This is a genomic window from Amycolatopsis kentuckyensis (assembly GCF_041679295.1).
GTDB classification, from domain to species: domain Bacteria; phylum Actinomycetota; class Actinomycetes; order Mycobacteriales; family Pseudonocardiaceae; genus Amycolatopsis; species Amycolatopsis kentuckyensis_A.
Genome location: NZ_JBGDMD010000008.1, coordinates 368,595 through 384,023, shown reverse-complemented (window position 1 = coordinate 384,023; position 15,429 = coordinate 368,595). Strand labels below are relative to the sequence as shown.

The 15,429-nt window shown below is 69.6% G+C and carries 14 protein-coding genes; 6 read left to right on the top strand and 8 right to left on the bottom strand.

Features of this window, described 5'->3' with window-relative positions; all coding sequences use genetic code 11:
• Positions 1–46: 46 nt before the first annotated feature.
• A complete protein-coding gene (locus ACERZO_RS33740; RefSeq protein WP_372669587.1) occupies positions 47–373 on the top strand; it encodes a hypothetical protein in 327 nt (108 codons plus the stop codon).
• 18 nt (positions 374–391) lie between these two features.
• On the opposite strand, the gene ACERZO_RS33735 is transcribed toward ACERZO_RS33740, so the two are convergent.
• From ACERZO_RS33735 to ACERZO_RS33725, 3 genes are all read right to left on the bottom strand, one after another.
• Positions 392–2,875, bottom strand: a complete 2,484-nt coding sequence (locus tag ACERZO_RS33735; protein ID WP_372669584.1) for a DNA gyrase/topoisomerase IV subunit A — start codon at positions 2,873–2,875, stop codon at positions 392–394.
• Positions 2,876–2,902: 27 nt separating this feature from the next.
• On the bottom strand, positions 2,903–4,954 hold the full coding sequence (locus tag ACERZO_RS33730) for a DNA gyrase/topoisomerase IV subunit B (protein ID WP_372669582.1): 2,052 nt from the start codon (positions 4,952–4,954) through the stop codon (positions 2,903–2,905).
• Positions 4,955–5,088: 134 nt separating this feature from the next.
• Complete coding sequence (locus ACERZO_RS33725) at positions 5,089–6,492, bottom strand: hypothetical protein (RefSeq protein ID WP_372669580.1); 1,404 nt, start codon at positions 6,490–6,492, stop codon at positions 5,089–5,091.
• Positions 6,493–6,600: 108 nt separating this feature from the next.
• On the opposite strand from ACERZO_RS33725, the gene ACERZO_RS33720 reads away from it, so the two are divergent.
• Together ACERZO_RS33720 and ACERZO_RS33715 are read left to right on the top strand one after the other, a co-directional pair.
• Complete coding sequence (locus tag ACERZO_RS33720; RefSeq protein ID WP_372669578.1) at positions 6,601–7,737, top strand: LLM class flavin-dependent oxidoreductase; 1,137 nt, start codon at positions 6,601–6,603, stop codon at positions 7,735–7,737.
• A complete protein-coding gene (locus tag ACERZO_RS33715; protein ID WP_372669576.1) occupies positions 7,734–8,318 on the top strand; it encodes an FMN reductase in 585 nt (194 codons plus the stop codon). Before ACERZO_RS33720 ends, ACERZO_RS33715 begins: the two co-directional genes overlap by 4 nt.
• A 693-nt stretch (positions 8,319–9,011) precedes the next feature.
• Here the strand turns inward: ACERZO_RS33715 and ACERZO_RS33710 are convergent.
• From ACERZO_RS33710 to ACERZO_RS33700, 3 genes are all read right to left on the bottom strand, one after another.
• A complete protein-coding gene (locus ACERZO_RS33710; RefSeq protein WP_372669574.1) occupies positions 9,012–10,238 on the bottom strand; it encodes an HNH endonuclease signature motif containing protein in 1,227 nt (408 codons plus the stop codon).
• 767 nt (positions 10,239–11,005) lie between these two features.
• The gene (locus ACERZO_RS33705) at positions 11,006–11,464 is read right to left on the bottom strand and encodes an SRPBCC family protein (protein ID WP_372669572.1); all 459 of its coding nucleotides are present in this window, start codon (positions 11,462–11,464) and stop codon (positions 11,006–11,008) included.
• Positions 11,461–11,796, bottom strand: a complete 336-nt coding sequence (locus ACERZO_RS33700; protein WP_372669570.1) for an ArsR/SmtB family transcription factor — start codon at positions 11,794–11,796, stop codon at positions 11,461–11,463. Before ACERZO_RS33700 ends, ACERZO_RS33705 begins: the two co-directional genes overlap by 4 nt.
• A 132-nt stretch (positions 11,797–11,928) precedes the next feature.
• On the opposite strand from ACERZO_RS33700, the gene ACERZO_RS33695 reads away from it, so the two are divergent.
• Genes ACERZO_RS33695 through ACERZO_RS33685 form a run of 3 tightly spaced genes read left to right on the top strand, consistent with a single transcriptional unit; the run spans position 11,929 to position 14,397 of the window.
• Positions 11,929–13,353 (top strand): serine hydrolase domain-containing protein, encoded by a 1,425-nt coding sequence (locus ACERZO_RS33695; protein WP_372669568.1) that lies wholly within the window; start codon positions 11,929–11,931, stop codon positions 13,351–13,353.
• Positions 13,320–13,736, top strand: a complete 417-nt coding sequence (locus ACERZO_RS33690) for a PGPGW domain-containing protein (protein WP_372669565.1) — start codon at positions 13,320–13,322, stop codon at positions 13,734–13,736. The genes ACERZO_RS33695 and ACERZO_RS33690 overlap by 34 nt, the downstream gene beginning before the upstream one ends.
• A 19-nt stretch (positions 13,737–13,755) precedes the next feature.
• On the top strand, positions 13,756–14,397 hold the full coding sequence (locus ACERZO_RS33685; RefSeq protein ID WP_372669563.1) for a TetR/AcrR family transcriptional regulator: 642 nt from the start codon (positions 13,756–13,758) through the stop codon (positions 14,395–14,397).
• On the opposite strand, the gene ACERZO_RS33680 is transcribed toward ACERZO_RS33685, so the two are convergent.
• Complete coding sequence (locus tag ACERZO_RS33680; protein ID WP_372669561.1) at positions 14,357–15,022, bottom strand: epimerase; 666 nt, start codon at positions 15,020–15,022, stop codon at positions 14,357–14,359. The genes ACERZO_RS33685 and ACERZO_RS33680 overlap by 41 nt on opposite strands.
• Positions 15,019–15,417 (bottom strand): carboxymuconolactone decarboxylase family protein, encoded by a 399-nt coding sequence (locus ACERZO_RS33675; RefSeq protein ID WP_086681834.1) that lies wholly within the window; start codon positions 15,415–15,417, stop codon positions 15,019–15,021. The genes ACERZO_RS33680 and ACERZO_RS33675 overlap by 4 nt, the downstream gene beginning before the upstream one ends.
• Positions 15,418–15,429 lie beyond the last annotated feature (12 nt).

The following is a 15,429-nucleotide window of genomic DNA, read 5'->3' as shown; positions in this document are numbered from 1 at the left end:
TGCTATGTCGGAGGAGTCCCGGCGGAAAGCTTGGAGCGCGGTGTGCTTGAGCCTGCGGCGAATCGGCGGCGACGCGACCTGGTTCGCGTTGCGGCCCCGTTTCGACGAACTGGTGGCGGCGACGCGTGCGGGACAGGACACTCTCTCCGGGTGGCACGCGCTCGAAGCGGAGATCGACCGCTTGATCGCGGCGGAGCTGGACCAGACGATCCGCAACGGCGATTTCGCCGAGGAGATTCCGCCGGGACCGGTTGCGTCGCATCGGTGCCCGCGGGACTTGTGTGACCGCGTGGTGCGAGCGGCACCGGACCAGCCGCCGACCTGTCAGCTGTGGGGGATTCCCATGCCGGGACAGGCTGAGTGGCCGTCTTGACCACTCAGCCCGCCCGGCTCAGTCGCGCTCGATGAGGTGGCCCACCACGTCCGGGCCTGGGTGCGCGTGGCCGGAGCCGTCCCGGCGGACGTCGATCTCCGGGAGCTCCACCGGGTCGCCGTTCTTTGCCGCGCCTGCCGGGCGCGGGCCGATCCACGCCACTCGCAAAGCCGTCTCGCCCTTCAGGAACCGCTGCGCTCGTACCCCGCCCGTGGCCCGGCCCTTCGCCGGGTACTCGCTGAACGGCGTCACCTTCACGCTCTGACCCGTCGACGTGATCACCAACGGCTCGCCGTGCTCGTCGTCGTCCGTGCGGATCGCTCCGAAGAACACCACCGAACCCGCGCCGACGTTCATGCCCGCCATGCCGCCGCCCTTCAGGCCCTGGGGGCGGACCAGCGATGCCGCGTACTTCAGCAGCGATGCCTCCGACGACACGAACGCCAGCGTCTCCGAGCCGTCCGTCAGCCACGTTGCTCCGACGACCTCGTCGCCGTCCTTCAGCGAGATCACTTCGAACTCGTCCGAGCGGACCGGCCACTCCGGTGAGCAGATCTTGACCACGCCGGCCTTCGTGCCCAGCGCCAGGCCCGGGGAACCCGCCGCCTGCTCGCCCAGCGGCGCGATGCCGACGACCGTCTCGCCCTTCTCCAGCGGGACCAGTTCGCGCGCCGCCATGCCGCCGCGCAGGGAGACCGTGCCCGCCTGCTCCGGGAGCACCGGCAACGGGAGTACGTCCGTCTTGAACGCGCGGCCGCGGCTCGTCACCAGCAGGACCTGGCCGCGGGCCGTGGTGTGGACCACCGCCGCCACGGCGTCGTGCTTCACGCGGCCGTTGCGCCGGCGCGTCTCCGTCGACTCCTCGGACTCCGCAGCGGTGCGCGCCACCAGCCCGGTCGCCGACAGGATCACCTGGCACGGGTCGTCCTCGACCTCCAGCGGACCCGACGGCTTCGACGCGGCCAGGACCTCCTTCAGGTCACCGTCGATCAGGGACGTGCGGCGCTCGGTCGGGAAGTCCTTCGCGATCTTCGCCAGTTCCGCCGACACGAGCTTCTTCAGCACCGACTCGTCGTCGAGGATCTTCGACAGCTCCGCGATCTCCTCGCGCAGCCGCTCCTGCTCCGACTCCAGCTCCAGCCGGTCGTACTTCGTGAGCCGGCGCAGCGGGGTGTCGAGGATGTACGTCGCCTGGATCTCCGACAGCTTGAAGCGCGTCATCAAGCCGTCCTTCGCGGCCTGCGCGTTTTCGCTCTCGCGGATGAGCTTGATGACCTTGTCGATGTTCAGCAGCGCGATCAGCAGGCCGTCGACCAGGTGCAGCCGCTCTTCGCGCTTGCGGCGCCGGTACTTCGTGCGCCGCGTGACGACGTCGTAGCGGTGCCGCAGGAAGACTTCCAGCAGCTCCTTCAGGCCCAGCGTCTGCGGCTGGCCGTCGACGAGCACCAGGTTGTTGATGCCGAACGACTGCTCGAGCGGCGTGAGCCGGTAGAGGTCCGCGAGCAGGGCCTGCGGGTTGACGCCGACCTTGCACTCGATGACCAGCCGCGTGCCGTTCTCGCGGTCGGTGAGGTCCTTGACGTCGGCGATGCCGGTGAGCCGCTTGGACTTGTTGACCTCGTCGGTGATCTTCTCGATCACCTTCTCCGGCCCGACGCCGTAGGGCAGCTCGGTGACGGTGATGGCCTGCCGGCCGCGGCTGCCTTCGAGCGGACCGGTCTCGCAGTTCGCGCGCATCCGGACCACGCCGCGGCCGGTCTCGTACGCGCGGCGGACCTCGTCGAGGCCCAGCAGGCTGCCGCCGGTCGGGAGGTCGGGGCCGGGCACGAACTCCATCAGCTTGTCGAGCGTCGCGGACGGGTGCGTGATCAGCCACCGCGCAGCCGCGACGACCTCGCCGAGGTTGTGCGGGATCATGTTGGTCGCCATCCCGACCGCGATCCCGGACGTGCCGTTGACCAGCAGGTTCGGGAACGCCGCGGGCAGCACGGACGGCTCTTCGAGCGAACCGTCGTAGTTCGGCCGGAAGTCGACGGTGTCCTCGCCGAGCTCGCCGACCAGCTGCATCGCCTCGGGCGACATGCGGGCTTCGGTGTACCGCGACGCGGCCGGGCCGTCGTCCGGCGAACCGAAGTTGCCGTGGCCGTCGATCAGCGGGACGTTCAGCGAGAAGTCCTGTGCCAGCCGCACCATCGCGTCGTAGATCGCGACGTCACCGTGCGGGTGGTACTTGCCCATCACGTCGCCGACCACGCGCGACGACTTCACGTATGCGTGCGTCGGGCGGTAGCCGTTCTCGTTCATCGAGTACAGGATCCGGCGGTGCACCGGCTTCAGCCCGTCCCGCGCGTCCGGCAGGGCGCGCGAGTGGATGACCGAATACGCGTACTCCAGGTACGAGTCTTCGATCTCGGTCTTCAGCGAGTTGTCGAAGACGTTCGCGCCGGCGCGGTCGAACGCGCTGGGATCGACCTTGGTGGTGGTGCCCTTGCGGCGTGCCACGGCAGAACTCCTTGGTAGCTAAGAAATTTAAGCGTCGATGGCGTCGCGGTCGATCCGGTCCGAAGAGGCGACCAGCCAGTTCCGCCGGGGCTCGACCTTCTCGCCCATCAGCAGTTCCAGCGCGCCCTCGGCCGCTTCGGCGTCGTCCATGGTGATCCGGCGCACCGAGCGGGTGGCCGGGTTCATCGTGGTCTCCCACAGCTCGTCGGCGTCCATCTCGCCGAGACCCTTGAACCGCGGCACCGGCGTGACGATGCTCTTGCCCGCCCGCTCCAGCTCGGCGTACTTGGTTTCCATCTCCTGCTGCGTGTACGTGAAGTGCGTCTCCGGGTTGCGGCCCTTCGTGACGAGCTTGTGCAGCGGCGGCATCGCCGCGTACAGCCGGCCGTCTTCGATCACCGGGCGCATGTACTTCGCGAACAGCGTGATCAGCAGGGTCCGGATGTGCGAACCGTCGACGTCCGCGTCCGCCATCAGGATGACGCGGCCGTAGCGCATCGTCGTGAGGTCGAACGTGCGGCCGGTGCCCGCGCCGAGGACCTGCACGATCGACGCGATCTCGGCGTTCTTCAGCGTGTCGCCCAGGGACGCCTTCTGCACGTTCAGGATCTTGCCCCGCAGCGGCAGCAGCGCCTGGTACTCCGACACGCGCGCCATCCGGGCCGACCCCAGCGCGCTGTCACCCTCGACGAGGAACAGCTCGCTGCGGGAGACGCCGGTGGTGCGGCAGTCGACCAGCTTCGGCGGCATCGCCGCGCCTTCGAGGGCGGTCTTGCGCCGCGCCGCGTCCTTCTGCTGCTTCTGCGTGAGCCGGACGCGCGCGGCGTCGACCACCTTCTGCAGCACGACCTTCGCTTCGGACTTCGTCTTGCGGTCTTCGGTCCAGGCCTTGACGTGCTTGTCGACGATGCCCTGCAGCACGCGGGTGATGCCGGCGGTGGACAGCTCGTCCTTCGTCTGCGACGTGAACTGCGGCTCCGGCAGCCGGACGTGCACGACGGCGGTCATGCCCTCGAGGACGTCCTCGATCGTCGGCATGTCCTCCTTGGGCTTGAGCAGCCCGCGGGTCTTGGAGATGGCCTCCTGCAACGCCTTCGTGACCGCGCGGTCGAAGCCGCGGCGGTGCGTGCCGCCGTGGACGTTGCGGATCGTGTTGGTGAAGCACTCGACCGTGCGCTCGTAGCCGGTGCCCCAGCGCAGCGCCACCTCGACCTCGGCGTGGCGCTCCACATTGGACTGCATGACGCCGGCGGCGTCGGCCGCGTTCTCCTTGTACGTGCCCTCACCGGTGATCAGCAGCGTGCCGCAGACCGGCTTCTCGCCCGACGGCGTCAGGAAGTCGACCATGTCGACCAGGCCGTTCGGGAAGTGGAACGTCTCTTCGTTGATCGTGTCTTCGATCGCCGTGCGCAGCACGTACGTGACGCCCGGCACGAGGAACGCGGTGTTGCGCAGCTTCGCGCGCACGCCTTCGACGTCCAGCGCCGCGCCGGACTCGAAGTAGCGCGCGTCGTACCAGTAGCGGATCGACGTGCCGCTGCGCTCGCCGCGCTTCATCTTGCCGACGAGGTTCAGCCCGGACCGGCGGGTGAACTTCGCTTTGGGGCCGGGCGCGTCGAAGGTGCCGGGGATGCCGTGCTTGAACGACATCTGGTGGACCTTGCCGTCCTGCTTCACGGTGACGTCGAAGCGGTGCGACAGCGCGTTGACCGCCGAAGCGCCGACGCCGTGCAGACCGCCGGAGGTCTTGTAACCGGAGCCGCCGAACTTGCCGCCGGCGTGCAGCCGCGTCAGCACCAGTTCGACGCCGGACAAACCGGACTTGGCGTGGGTGCCGGTGGGGATGCCGCGGCCGTCGTCGTCCACCTGGACGCTGCCGTCGGCGTGCAGGGTCACGACGATCTTCGTCGCGTGGCCCGCGACACCCTCGTCCGTCGAGTTGTCCACCACCTCGGAGAAGAGGTGGTTGATGCCCCGGCTGTCGGTGGAGCCGATGTACATCCCGGGGCGTTTGCGGACGGCTTCGAGACCCTCGAGATGCGTCAGGTCGTCGGCCCCGTACAAGGTCTCGGCAGTCACAGGGTCGTTCTCCCGGATCGTGGCTCGCGAAAGTGCTGGTGGCGGTGCGGACTGGCCTGCACCGTACTGCAGGATATCCGCCCGCCCCGACAGTTTCGCCGCCCTGTCGCCCCGGGAGTGGCGCGCGCCGCCCCCTAACGGGGGTCGTAGCCCAGGTCGGGCCACAGGCCCAGCAGGGCTTCGATCTTCCGCGGGACCTGGAAGCTGTTCCGGAAGTTCGGCTTTTCGCCGATCGCGGCGAGCGCCTTGCGCAGGTCGCCGAACGCCGGCCGCGCGGCCGGGTCCCGGGTCAGGATGTAGCAGTACGTGCGGCGCGGGTAGGCGAACTCGTCGGCGTGGGCCTGCAGCACGAGGCCGGGGGCCTCGATCCGCGACCCGACCAGGGCGCGGCCCTGCTTCTGGCTGTAGACGCGGATCACGTGCACGCCCGCGCGCAGCGTGCGCGGCGGGTCCTGGCCCTGGCCGTCGTCGGCCCAGAACATCTCGACGCGGAACGGCTGTTCGCCGTTTTCGCCGGGGTGGGTGTACTCGCGCTGCAGCTCTTCCAGGCGGTATTCGGCCTCGGCCGACGGCTCGCCGCCTTCGACGAGGCTGACGAGGTACAGCTCCGCCGGGCGCGGCCACGCCGGCCGGGGGACGTCGGTGGCCGCGGGCTCGGCGGCCGGCTCTGTTTTCGACGGCGCCGCGGCCGGTGCCGCAACCGGTTCCGCGGTGGCGGGCGCCGAAGATGCCGCCTCGGGGGCGGCGGGGCTGCCGGGCTCGGTGGTCTCGCCGGGCCGCTCGGCGTCAGGGGAGGCCGCTGCCGGGGTGGCGGGTCGCACCGGGGTCGCGGTCGCCGGGGGTGCGGCGGGCCGGTCCGGGGTGGCGGGCGCCGCGGGTGCGGCGGGCCGGTCCACGGCCGCCGGGCGCACTGGTGACGGCGGCGGGGTGGGAGCCGCGGGGCGGACGGGCGTGGCCGGGCGGCTGGTCACCACCGGGCGCGCGGGCGGCGTGCGGCCGGCCGCGGGGCGCGGCGCGGTGACCGGCTTGCCGGCGCCGTACTGCTCCAGGAGCGGCTCCAGGTCGGCGGCCGTCAGCGCGGGTCCGGCGAGGTCGCACCACTCGAGCCAGGCCTCCTGGGCCTCCTCGACGGTGTGCTTCTCGTGGGAGACCGTGACGGCCTCGAACAGCTGCCGCGGGCCGGCGGCGGTGACGTCGGCCGAGCCGACGACCACGAACGACGGGTCGTCCTCGGCGATCACCAGCTTCGCGTTCAGCCCGCGCAGCGAGTGCACGATCACGCCCGCCTTCACCCAGTGCAGCAGGGCGTGCGGGCTCGTCGCGCCGGACAGCACCATGTCCAGGCTGGCGTCCGTGATCACCGTGTCGCCGGGTTCCAGCGGCAGCAGCGCGGCCGCGCCGGGGCCGACGTGGCCGAAGGCCGCCACCAGGTTCCGGCGGGGCGCGAGCAGCGGGGTGATCGAACCCCAGATGTCGCGGCCCGTGAGTAGTCGTACCGAACGTTCTGCCAGACCCAGCCGACCGAGCTCCGCGTCCATGGTGCTGACCTTACTTGGTGCCCCCTACGGCATTGACGGCCGGAATATCTCTTGCTTGGAAGTAGTTGAACGCGCATGTAAGATGGGGCTCGCGAAGGGAGTCAGGTCATGCAGTTCGGAATCTTCTCGGTGGGCGACGTCACGACCGATCCCACGAACGGCACCACGCCCACGGAGCACGAGCGGATCAAGGCGATGGTCCGCATCGCGCTGAAGGCGGAGGAGGTCGGCCTCGACGTCTTCGCGACGGGCGAGCACCACAACCCGCCGTTCGTGCCGTCGTCGCCGACGACGATGCTGGGGTACATCGCGGCGCAGACGTCCAAAATCATCTTGTCGACATCGACGACGCTGATCACGACGAACGACCCGGTGAAGATCGCCGAGGACTTCGCGATGCTGCAGCACCTGGCCGACGGCCGCGTCGACCTCATGATGGGCCGCGGCAACACCGGCCCGGTGTACCCGTGGTTCGGCGAGGACATCCGCCAGGGCATCCCGCTGGCGATCGAGAAGTACGCGCTGCTGCGCCGGCTGTGGCGCGAGGACGTCGTCGACTGGTCGGGCAAGTTCCGCACGCCGCTGCAGGGGTTCACGTCGACGCCCCGGCCGCTGGACGGAGTTCCGCCGTTCGTGTGGCACGGGTCGATCCGCAGCCCGGAGATCGCCGAGCAGGCGGCGTTCTACGGAGACGGGTTCTTCGCCAACCACATCTTCTGGCCGACCTCGCACTTCCAGCAGCTGATCGCGTTCTATCGCCAGCGCTTCGAGCACTACGGCCACGGCAAGGCGGACCAGGCGATCGTGGGGCTGGGCGGCCAGGCGTTCATCCGCCCGCGGTCCCAGGACGCGTGGAAGGAGTTCCGGCCGTACTTCGACAACGCCCCGGTGTACGGGCATGGGCCGACGCTGGAGGAGTTCACCGACCAGACGCCGTTGACCGTGGGGAGCCCGCAGGAGGTCATCGACAAGACGCTGACGTTCCGGGAGCACTTCGGGGATTACCAGCGTCAGTTGTTCTTGATGGACCATGCGGGGTTGCCGTTGAAGACGGTGCTGGAGCAGCTGGACCTGCTGGGGTCGGAGGTGGTGCCGGTGCTGCGGAAGGAGCTGGACTCCATGCGGCCGGTTCATGTGCCTGAGGCGCCTACGCACGCTTCGCTCGCTTCGTCCGCTTCGTCCGCTTCGTCCGCGTCGGCTGTGTCGGCTGTGTCGGCTGTGTCGTCTTCGGAGGTGTCGGAATGAAGCTCGCGGTGGTGACGGCGGGGTTGTCGGTACCGTCGTCTTCCCGGTTGCTGGCGGATCGGCTGGCCGCGGCGACTGTTGCCGCCGCTGGGGGCGGGTCGGTCTCGGTGGTGGAGTTGCGCGATGTCGCTCTGGACGTGACGAAGAACCTGCTGACGGGGTTTCCGAGTCCGGACCTGCGGTCGGCGATCTCCACGGTGGTGTCCGCGGACGGGCTGATCGTGGTGACTCCGGTGTTCACGGCTGGGTACAGCGGGTTGTTCAAGTCGTTCTTCGATGTGCTGGACGCGGATTCGTTGGTGGGGAAGCCGGTTCTGCTGGGTGCGACGGGCGGAACCGAGCGGCACTCGCTGGTGTTGGACTACCAGTTGCGGCCGTTGTTCGGGTACTTGAAGGCGGATCCGGTGGCTACCGGGGTTTACGCCGCTTCTTCGGACTGGGGAAGCGGGGAGGGGGCTTTGCAGCGACGGATCGAGAAGGCCGGGGCCGAGTTGGCCGCGGCTGTCGAGGGTCGGGTTGCTGGTGGCGAGGGGACGGGGTTTGTTCCCTTTGAGCAGCTGTTGGCCGAGGTGGGGGAGTAGGTGGCGGCCGGCCGGTTGCTGCTGGTTGATCGGTGTCCGGCCGGTTGAGTTGACGCAGGATCCGGTGATCGCCGCCGGAGCCACTGCCTGGCGGGGTTCGGCCAGCCGGGGGCATGAGGCGGTGCTGCGCCTGCCGAGGTGGCGAACTTGCTGCCAGGCAGGCGGTGCTCGGGGCCGGCGGTGGGTGCGAGCTGTTGGCTGCTGTTGGCGGGCCTGAAGTGTGGCGCCCGGTGGGCCGGGTGACGTTGGGGTTGGGCGGTGGTGGGGTCGCTGCGCTGCTGGAGCAGCTGTAGGTCGGGCTGGAGTCGGTGCCTGGTTGGCGGTTTGCGGATGGTTCGGTGGGCGCTTGTGCGGTCTTCGGGTGGGGCGGTGGTTGGAGTTGCTGCCGGAGCGGTTGAGGTACGGAATCGCGCGGTGCCTGGTTGCCATGTGCTCATGGGGGCGGGCGCTGGCGGTGGAGTTCCGTAGGTGGTTGGGGCAGCGGTGGGGTCTGGGCCGGAGTCAGTCGCTGGTGGGCTGTGGTGCGCGGTGCTCTGGTGGGTCTGGTTGACCTTCAGCCGGAGCAAGCGGTTGGAGTTGCTGTGTTCAGCGCCCGGTGAGATGAGCGGCTGATGTGGGCCGTGGGTTCGTGATCTGCGCGTGGGTGTGGGCCCGTAGCCGTCTGGCTGCGGGCCTGTCCCATGTTTGGTTGTCTCACGCTGCGAAGGGCAGCGGCTGGTGCAGGTTGTTGCGCCTGGGTTTTCGTTCCTTGTCCAGGAACGCTGGTGGGAGGAACTCGGGGAGGCCGTCGGCGGCGATGCGGACTTCCCAACCCGAGCGGTGCAGCAGCCGGTGGTGGTGGGCGCACATCAGGACCAGGTTGTTCAGGTCTGTTCGGCCGCCTTCGGACCAGTGGTGGATATGGTGACCCTGGCAATGCCGCGGCGGGCGATGGCAACCCGGGAACGCGCAACCCCGGTCGCGCAGGTACAGCGCGCGGCGCAGGCCCGCGGAGATCAGGCGGCGAAGGCGACCGAGGTTCAACGGCTCACTCTTGTCGCCGAGGACGGCGGGGATGATCATGCTGTCGCAGGCGTGGAGCCGGGCTTCCGCCGCCGACATCGTGCCGGTATCGCCTAGCGTGGCCTCGCCGAGACCGGATTTGAGGTCGTTGAGGTGCACCGCGACCATCACGTGGGCGCGTTCGCCGGCCTGCATGGGCAGGGTCGGAGAGTTGAGGGCCAGGTCGATCGCGTCGGAGAAGGCGTCGCCGTAGCGTTCCTGCGGGGACCGCAGGTCGGCACTCTCGCCGGTGCTGGTGCGGCGTTCGGCCAACGCGTCGAGCAGGGCGCTGGCGCGGGTGCCGGTTTCGTCGTCGAAGCGGCCGTGCAGTTCCCATACCCCGGTTCTTTTGCGGCGGAGGGACAGTTCACGGCTGGGGATCGCGGGTTCGGTGGTGTCGGGTTCGGGGCCGTCGGGGTCGAGGTGGGCGATAATGCGGGCACCCAGGGCCGCGACTTGCTTGTGGCCCGCGTCGGCGGCCAGAGCCAGCAGGTGCTGCTCGGCGTCGGCGCGGTGCTCGGGCGGGATCTGGGTCAGGGCCCCGACGATCGTGTCGATCATCGGGTTGCTCAGGCGACCCTCCGCCGCAGTAGCAGCAGTCAAAGGGGCGGCGGTGGGGGTGGCGTCGAGGTGGTGGCTGGGGTGGAGGGCGTGGGCGCGTTTGACCATCGTCTCGGCCGCGGACTTGGGGATGTCGGCCAGGTGCTCGAGCAAGCGCGCGGTGGAGCGGTAGCCGAAGAGTTCCATCACTCCGCGGGTCTCGATTTCGGCCAGCAGTGCACCGATCTCGGCTTCGGCGGAGCGGACGACGGTGAGCAGCGTGGAAATGCGATCGGCCAGCACCGTCGCATCCGTTTTCCACACCGCTTCTGTTGCCATACAACAAGGTTAGCCGAACCCGAACGCATGATCACCACACGATCAGGTAGTACCGAGAACTCCGGCAGGGGCACCGTAGCGTGGGGAATCGGCGCTGGTGACCACCACGAGAAGGAAACCACGAGGAGCGCCGATTTCCCACGCCCCGGCGAAGCCGTCATCTTTAAGAGTCTGGGTAGCGGACCCGATAAACCAAGTGTGTCACCCCAGAACCGACCACAACCTCAACCTGCTCAAGCGAAGCGCAAGAAGGCGAGAGACCGGAGAAGTAGGGGACCCCGGAACCGAGAAAGACCGGAACGAGATCGACCCGAACCTCAGTGAGAAGCCCAAGCTCCAGGCACTGCCGAGCAATGGAGGGCCCAGAGACCCCAACGGTCCCATCCCCGGCGGCAACAGCCAACTCAACGGCGTGAGCGACATCCGAAACGAACGTGAAGGGCGCCAGAACAGAGGAAGACCAGGAAGGCGGCGGACGATGAGTGACGACGAAGGCGGAACCCCCACCAGGAGGACGACCACCCCACCCCCGTGTGTAGTCGAAAACCCGCCGCCCGCAGACGAAAGCACTGCCGCGAACAGAGTCCATAAAGGACCGAAGATACGAAGCACTCGACGGCGCAACCCGGAACGTCATCGGATACCCGACCATCGGGACCTCGACGTCACCAGCGGTGTACCAGTCGAACAGCGGCCCGACCGAATCGTCGGGCCGCGCGACGAACCCGTCCAACGACATGCAGAAACTCGCGACGACGCGCGGCATCTCAGTCCGCCAGTACCTTGTCGAGCCGCTCGTACGACTCGGTGATCCCGCGGCTCATCCCGCTCTCCAGCGCCGCGTCGCGCGCCGAAACCGACGGGTACACCGACTGCGTCACCATGCGGGTACGCCCGCCCAGGTCCGTCAGCACCATCGAATCGAGCGTTACCTCGCCGGGCGCGCCCAGGTACTCGAACGTCTGGATGATCCGGTCGGCGCTCACCGTGTGGTACACGCCGCGGAAGCGGTACTCGCCCCGGGCGTCGCGGTGGATGTAGTCGTACGTGCCGCCTGACCTCGCGTTCAGCTCGACTATCTCCATCTCCATCCCGTGCGGGCCCAGCCAGCGCACGATCAGCTCGGGGTCCGTGTGGGCGCGCAGGACCGCCGACGGCGGAGCCGCGAACTCGCGCGTGATCTCGATGAACGGCGTTCCGGGCTGGGCGGTGATCGTCGTGCTCATTGCTGCTCCTCCAAGGTTTCCAAGACGGCGTCGAGCCGCCGGTAGCTGCGTTCGGTGGCCAGCCGGTACGTGTCGATCCAGCCGGTCAGCGCTTCGAGGGCGGATGGCACCAGGTGGCACGGCCGGCGCTGGCCGTCGCGGCTGCGCGTGATCAAGCCGGCCTGCTCCAGCACCTGGATGTGCCGGGACACCGCCTGCTTCGTGATCGAAAACGGCTCGGCCAGCTCGTTGACCGTTGCTTCGCCGCGCGACAGCCGGGCGATCAGGGCCCGGCGGACCGGGTCGCCGAGTGCGGTGAACGCCCGGTCCAGCGCCTCCTCGTCAACCGCCATCTTTATCAACCAATCTGTTTATCAACCGATGTGTTGAATATAGCCGGGCTGTCAAGACCTGCCGAAAGTCGGGGGTGGCCGACGTCGTCCGGCAGCGGTCGCCGACCCGGCCGAAGATCTACGTTCACCGCCATGACCAGGCTTTTCCTCCTGCTCGCGACGCTCTTGCTCGCCACCGCGACCCCGGCCGCCGCCGATCAGGGGTCCGGCATCGACGAGTACGTTCGCGCCTACCTCGACCACACCGGCCTCCCCGGCGCCGCGGTCGCCGTCACCCACGGCGGTGACGTCGTTCGCGTCGCCGGCTACGGCCACGACTCCGCCGGTAGGCCCATCACCGCGTCGACGCCGCTGCCGATCGCGTCGCTGAGCAAGTCCATGACCGCCTTCGCCGTGCTCCAGCTCGTCGAAACCAAGCGGCTCGAGCTGGACGCACCCGTGCCGCGCTACCTGCCGGACTTCCGGCTCGCCGACGACCGCGGCGCGCGGATCACCGTCCGGATGCTGCTGGACCAGACGTCCGGGATGGCCGACTCCGCCTTCCCCGACCTGGCGTTGCCGCAGCCGCACACGCTCGCCGAAGCCGTCTCGCGGCTGAAGGACGCGCAGCTGGCCAGCGAGCCCGGGACGCAGTTCCACTACCACAACCCGAACTACGAAGTGGCCGCCCGGATCGTCGAGGTCGTGGCCGGGCAGCCGTTCGCGGAGTACCTGAAAACGCGGCTGTTCGCGCCGCTCGGCATGACTGCCAGCTCCACCGTGGACGAACCGCCCGGGACCGCCGGGTACGTCCGGGCCTTCGGGTTCGAGGTCGAGGTGCCCGAACCGGACTGGTTCACCGGTGGCAGCCACGGCGTGCTGAGCACCGCGGAAGACCTGGCGAAGTGGCTGCGGGCGCAGCAGGACGGCGGTGGGGTGCTGACCCCGGAATCAGTCCGGAGCGCGCACACGCCCGCGCCCGGTCGCGACTACGCGCTGGGCTGGCGCGTCCGCGACGGCGTGACGTCGCACACCGGTGAGTGGTTCTCCCACACCGCCGCGCAGGTGCTGCTGCCCGATGGGTACGGCGTCGCGGTGGTGGCGAACACCGGCATGGCGCTGGACAACGAGGCCGAGCTGCTGGCCCAGGACCTCGCGAGCCTGCTGCAGGGCCGGTCTCCCGAGCCTGCGCTGCCCGCCGGGGTGATCGCCGACCGGGTCCTGGCCGCGCTGGCCGTCGTCGCCGTCGGACTGGCCGTCCTGGGGGTACGGCGAGCCCGGCGGAAGCGGCGGTGGTGGCGGATCGTGCCGCCACTGCTGCCGCTCGTCCCGCTGGCCTTCCTGCCGCAGCTGCTCGGGTGGGTATTCGCCGGGCGGCGGGGTACCTACGCCCAGGTGCTCCACGTCTGGCCCGGGCTCGTGGTCGCGCTCGGCGTGGTCGCGCTGGCGGGCCTGACCGTGGCCGCGGCCAGGGCGCGCGCCCTCGTGAGTGGCACGCGGGGCCGCGACCAGGAAGAATCGGACGAAACGAGGGGAGACGCCCAGTGGGTCTCGGCAAACAGGCGAAGCGGATCCTGATCACGGTGGCCGGTGCCATCCTGCTGGTGGTCGGGGTGCTGCTGCTCGTCCTGCCCGGCCCCGGGCTGCTGCTCGTGCTCGCCGGGCTCCTCCTGCTGGCGTCGGAGTTCCCGGCGCTGGAGAAGTACGTCGACCCGGTGCGCGACCGCGCGATGAAGGCGGCCGAGGAGAGCGTTTCCTCGCCGCTGCGGATCGCCGGGTCTGTGCTGGCCGGGCTGGCGCTGCTGGCCGCGGGGATCGTCTGGGGCACGGTGAAGTCGCTGCCGTTCGCCGGCTGGAGCACCGGGTCGAGCCTGATCCTGTCGTCGGTGATCTTGTTCGCGCTGCTGATCTGGAGCTACCGGCGGGTGAAGACCCGGCGCGAGGCCACCAGTCGCAGCTGAGGGGGATACTGTCGGCGCCATGAGCGCCGGATTCCAGCGGGCCCGGAGGCCGGAGCAGGTCGAGGCGCGCCGCACCGCGATCCTCGCCGCCGCGCGGGAGCTGCTGGCCGAACACCCGGTCGCCGACATCAGCCTGCGGGAGCTGGCCTGCCGCGTCGGGCTCGCGAAGTCCAATGTGCTCCGCTACTTCGACAGCCGTGAGGCGGTCTTCCTCGAGGTCCTCGACACGGCGTGGACGGCGTGGCTCGACGAGCTGGCGTTCGGGGAGCTGCCGTTCGAGCGGGAAGAGCGGATCGCCGGGACGATCGCGGCGACGCTGGCCGAGCGGCGGCTGCTGTGCGAGCTGATCAGCGCGATGGCGCCGGTGCTGGAGCGCAACATCTCCCTGGAGTTCGCGCGCGGCTTCAAGCTCCGCGCGGCCGCGAACCTCGAGCGGCTGGCGTCGTTGGTGCGCGCCGGCGTCCCGGAGCTGTCCGCGGATGCGGCCCGGGTGTTCGCCCGGGCCGTCGTGGTCGTGGTGTCGGGGGCGTGGCCCTACGCGAACCCGACCGAGGCGGTCGCGCTGGCGACGGCCGAGGCCGGGGGTGCGCCGGGGTTCGAGGCGGTGGTGGCGGAGAACCTCACGAACCTGCTGGCCGGCCTCGTCGCGCGGCGGCAGTGACGATGTCGGTGTTCTCGAGGACGGGCTTCTCGTAGCCGTTCTCGGCGACTTCCAGCATCGCCCGGCCGACTTCCTCATTGGTCGTCACGAAGCGGGGGAACAGCCGCCGCAGCAGCGGGTACAGCGGCATCGCGACGCGGTAGAGCGTCCGGTACAACGTGGTCTTGGACGTGATCCCGTGCATCGGCTGGATGTAGCCGGGGCGGACGGCGAACGTCCGCAACGGCAGCTTCGCGAGCGCGTTCTCGGTGGCGCCCTTGACCCGCGCCCAGCGCACCCGGCCGCGTTCGGTGCTGTCGGTGCCCTGGCCCGAGACGTACCCGAACGTGGTGCCTTCGGGCAGTTTCCGCGCGACCGAAAGGGTCAGCTCGTAGGTGATCCGCTCGTACTCCGCCGGCGCCATGCCGACCGAGGACACGCCGAGGCAGAAGAGGCACACGTCGTAGCCGGTGATCGGCTCGAGGGCGAACAGATCCTCCTCGACGCGTTCGGTGAGCTTCGGGTGCGTCACGCCGAGGGGGGACCGGCCGATCGCCAGCACCGCCTCGACGCGCTCGTCGAGCAGGCACTCCCGCAACGCGCCCTGGCCGACCATGCCGGTCGCGCCGAAGAGGACGACCCTCATGCGTCCGCCACCGGCAGCAGCCCACGTTCGGCGAAGACCTTCTTCGCGACGGCGGTCGCGTTGAGCGCCCGCGGGAAGCCGCAGTAGGCGGCCGACTGCAGCAGCGCTTCGACGATCTCCTCCGGCTTCAGCCCGGCGTTGAGCGACGCGTTGACGTGCACCTCCAGCTGCGGCTCGCACCCGCCGAGCGCGGTGAGCATGCCGAGCGTGACGAGCTGCCGGTCCCGCGGCACGAGCGCCGGCCGCGTGTAGATCTCGCCGAAGCCCCACGACACGAGGCTGTCGGAGAGCTTCGGCGAGATGTCCGCGAGGCTGTCGAGCACGCGCTGGGCGGTCTCTTCCCCGTTGAGGTCGACCAGAGCCCGCTTGCCGCGTTCGAAACGATCATCGGTCATGACAGCGACGGT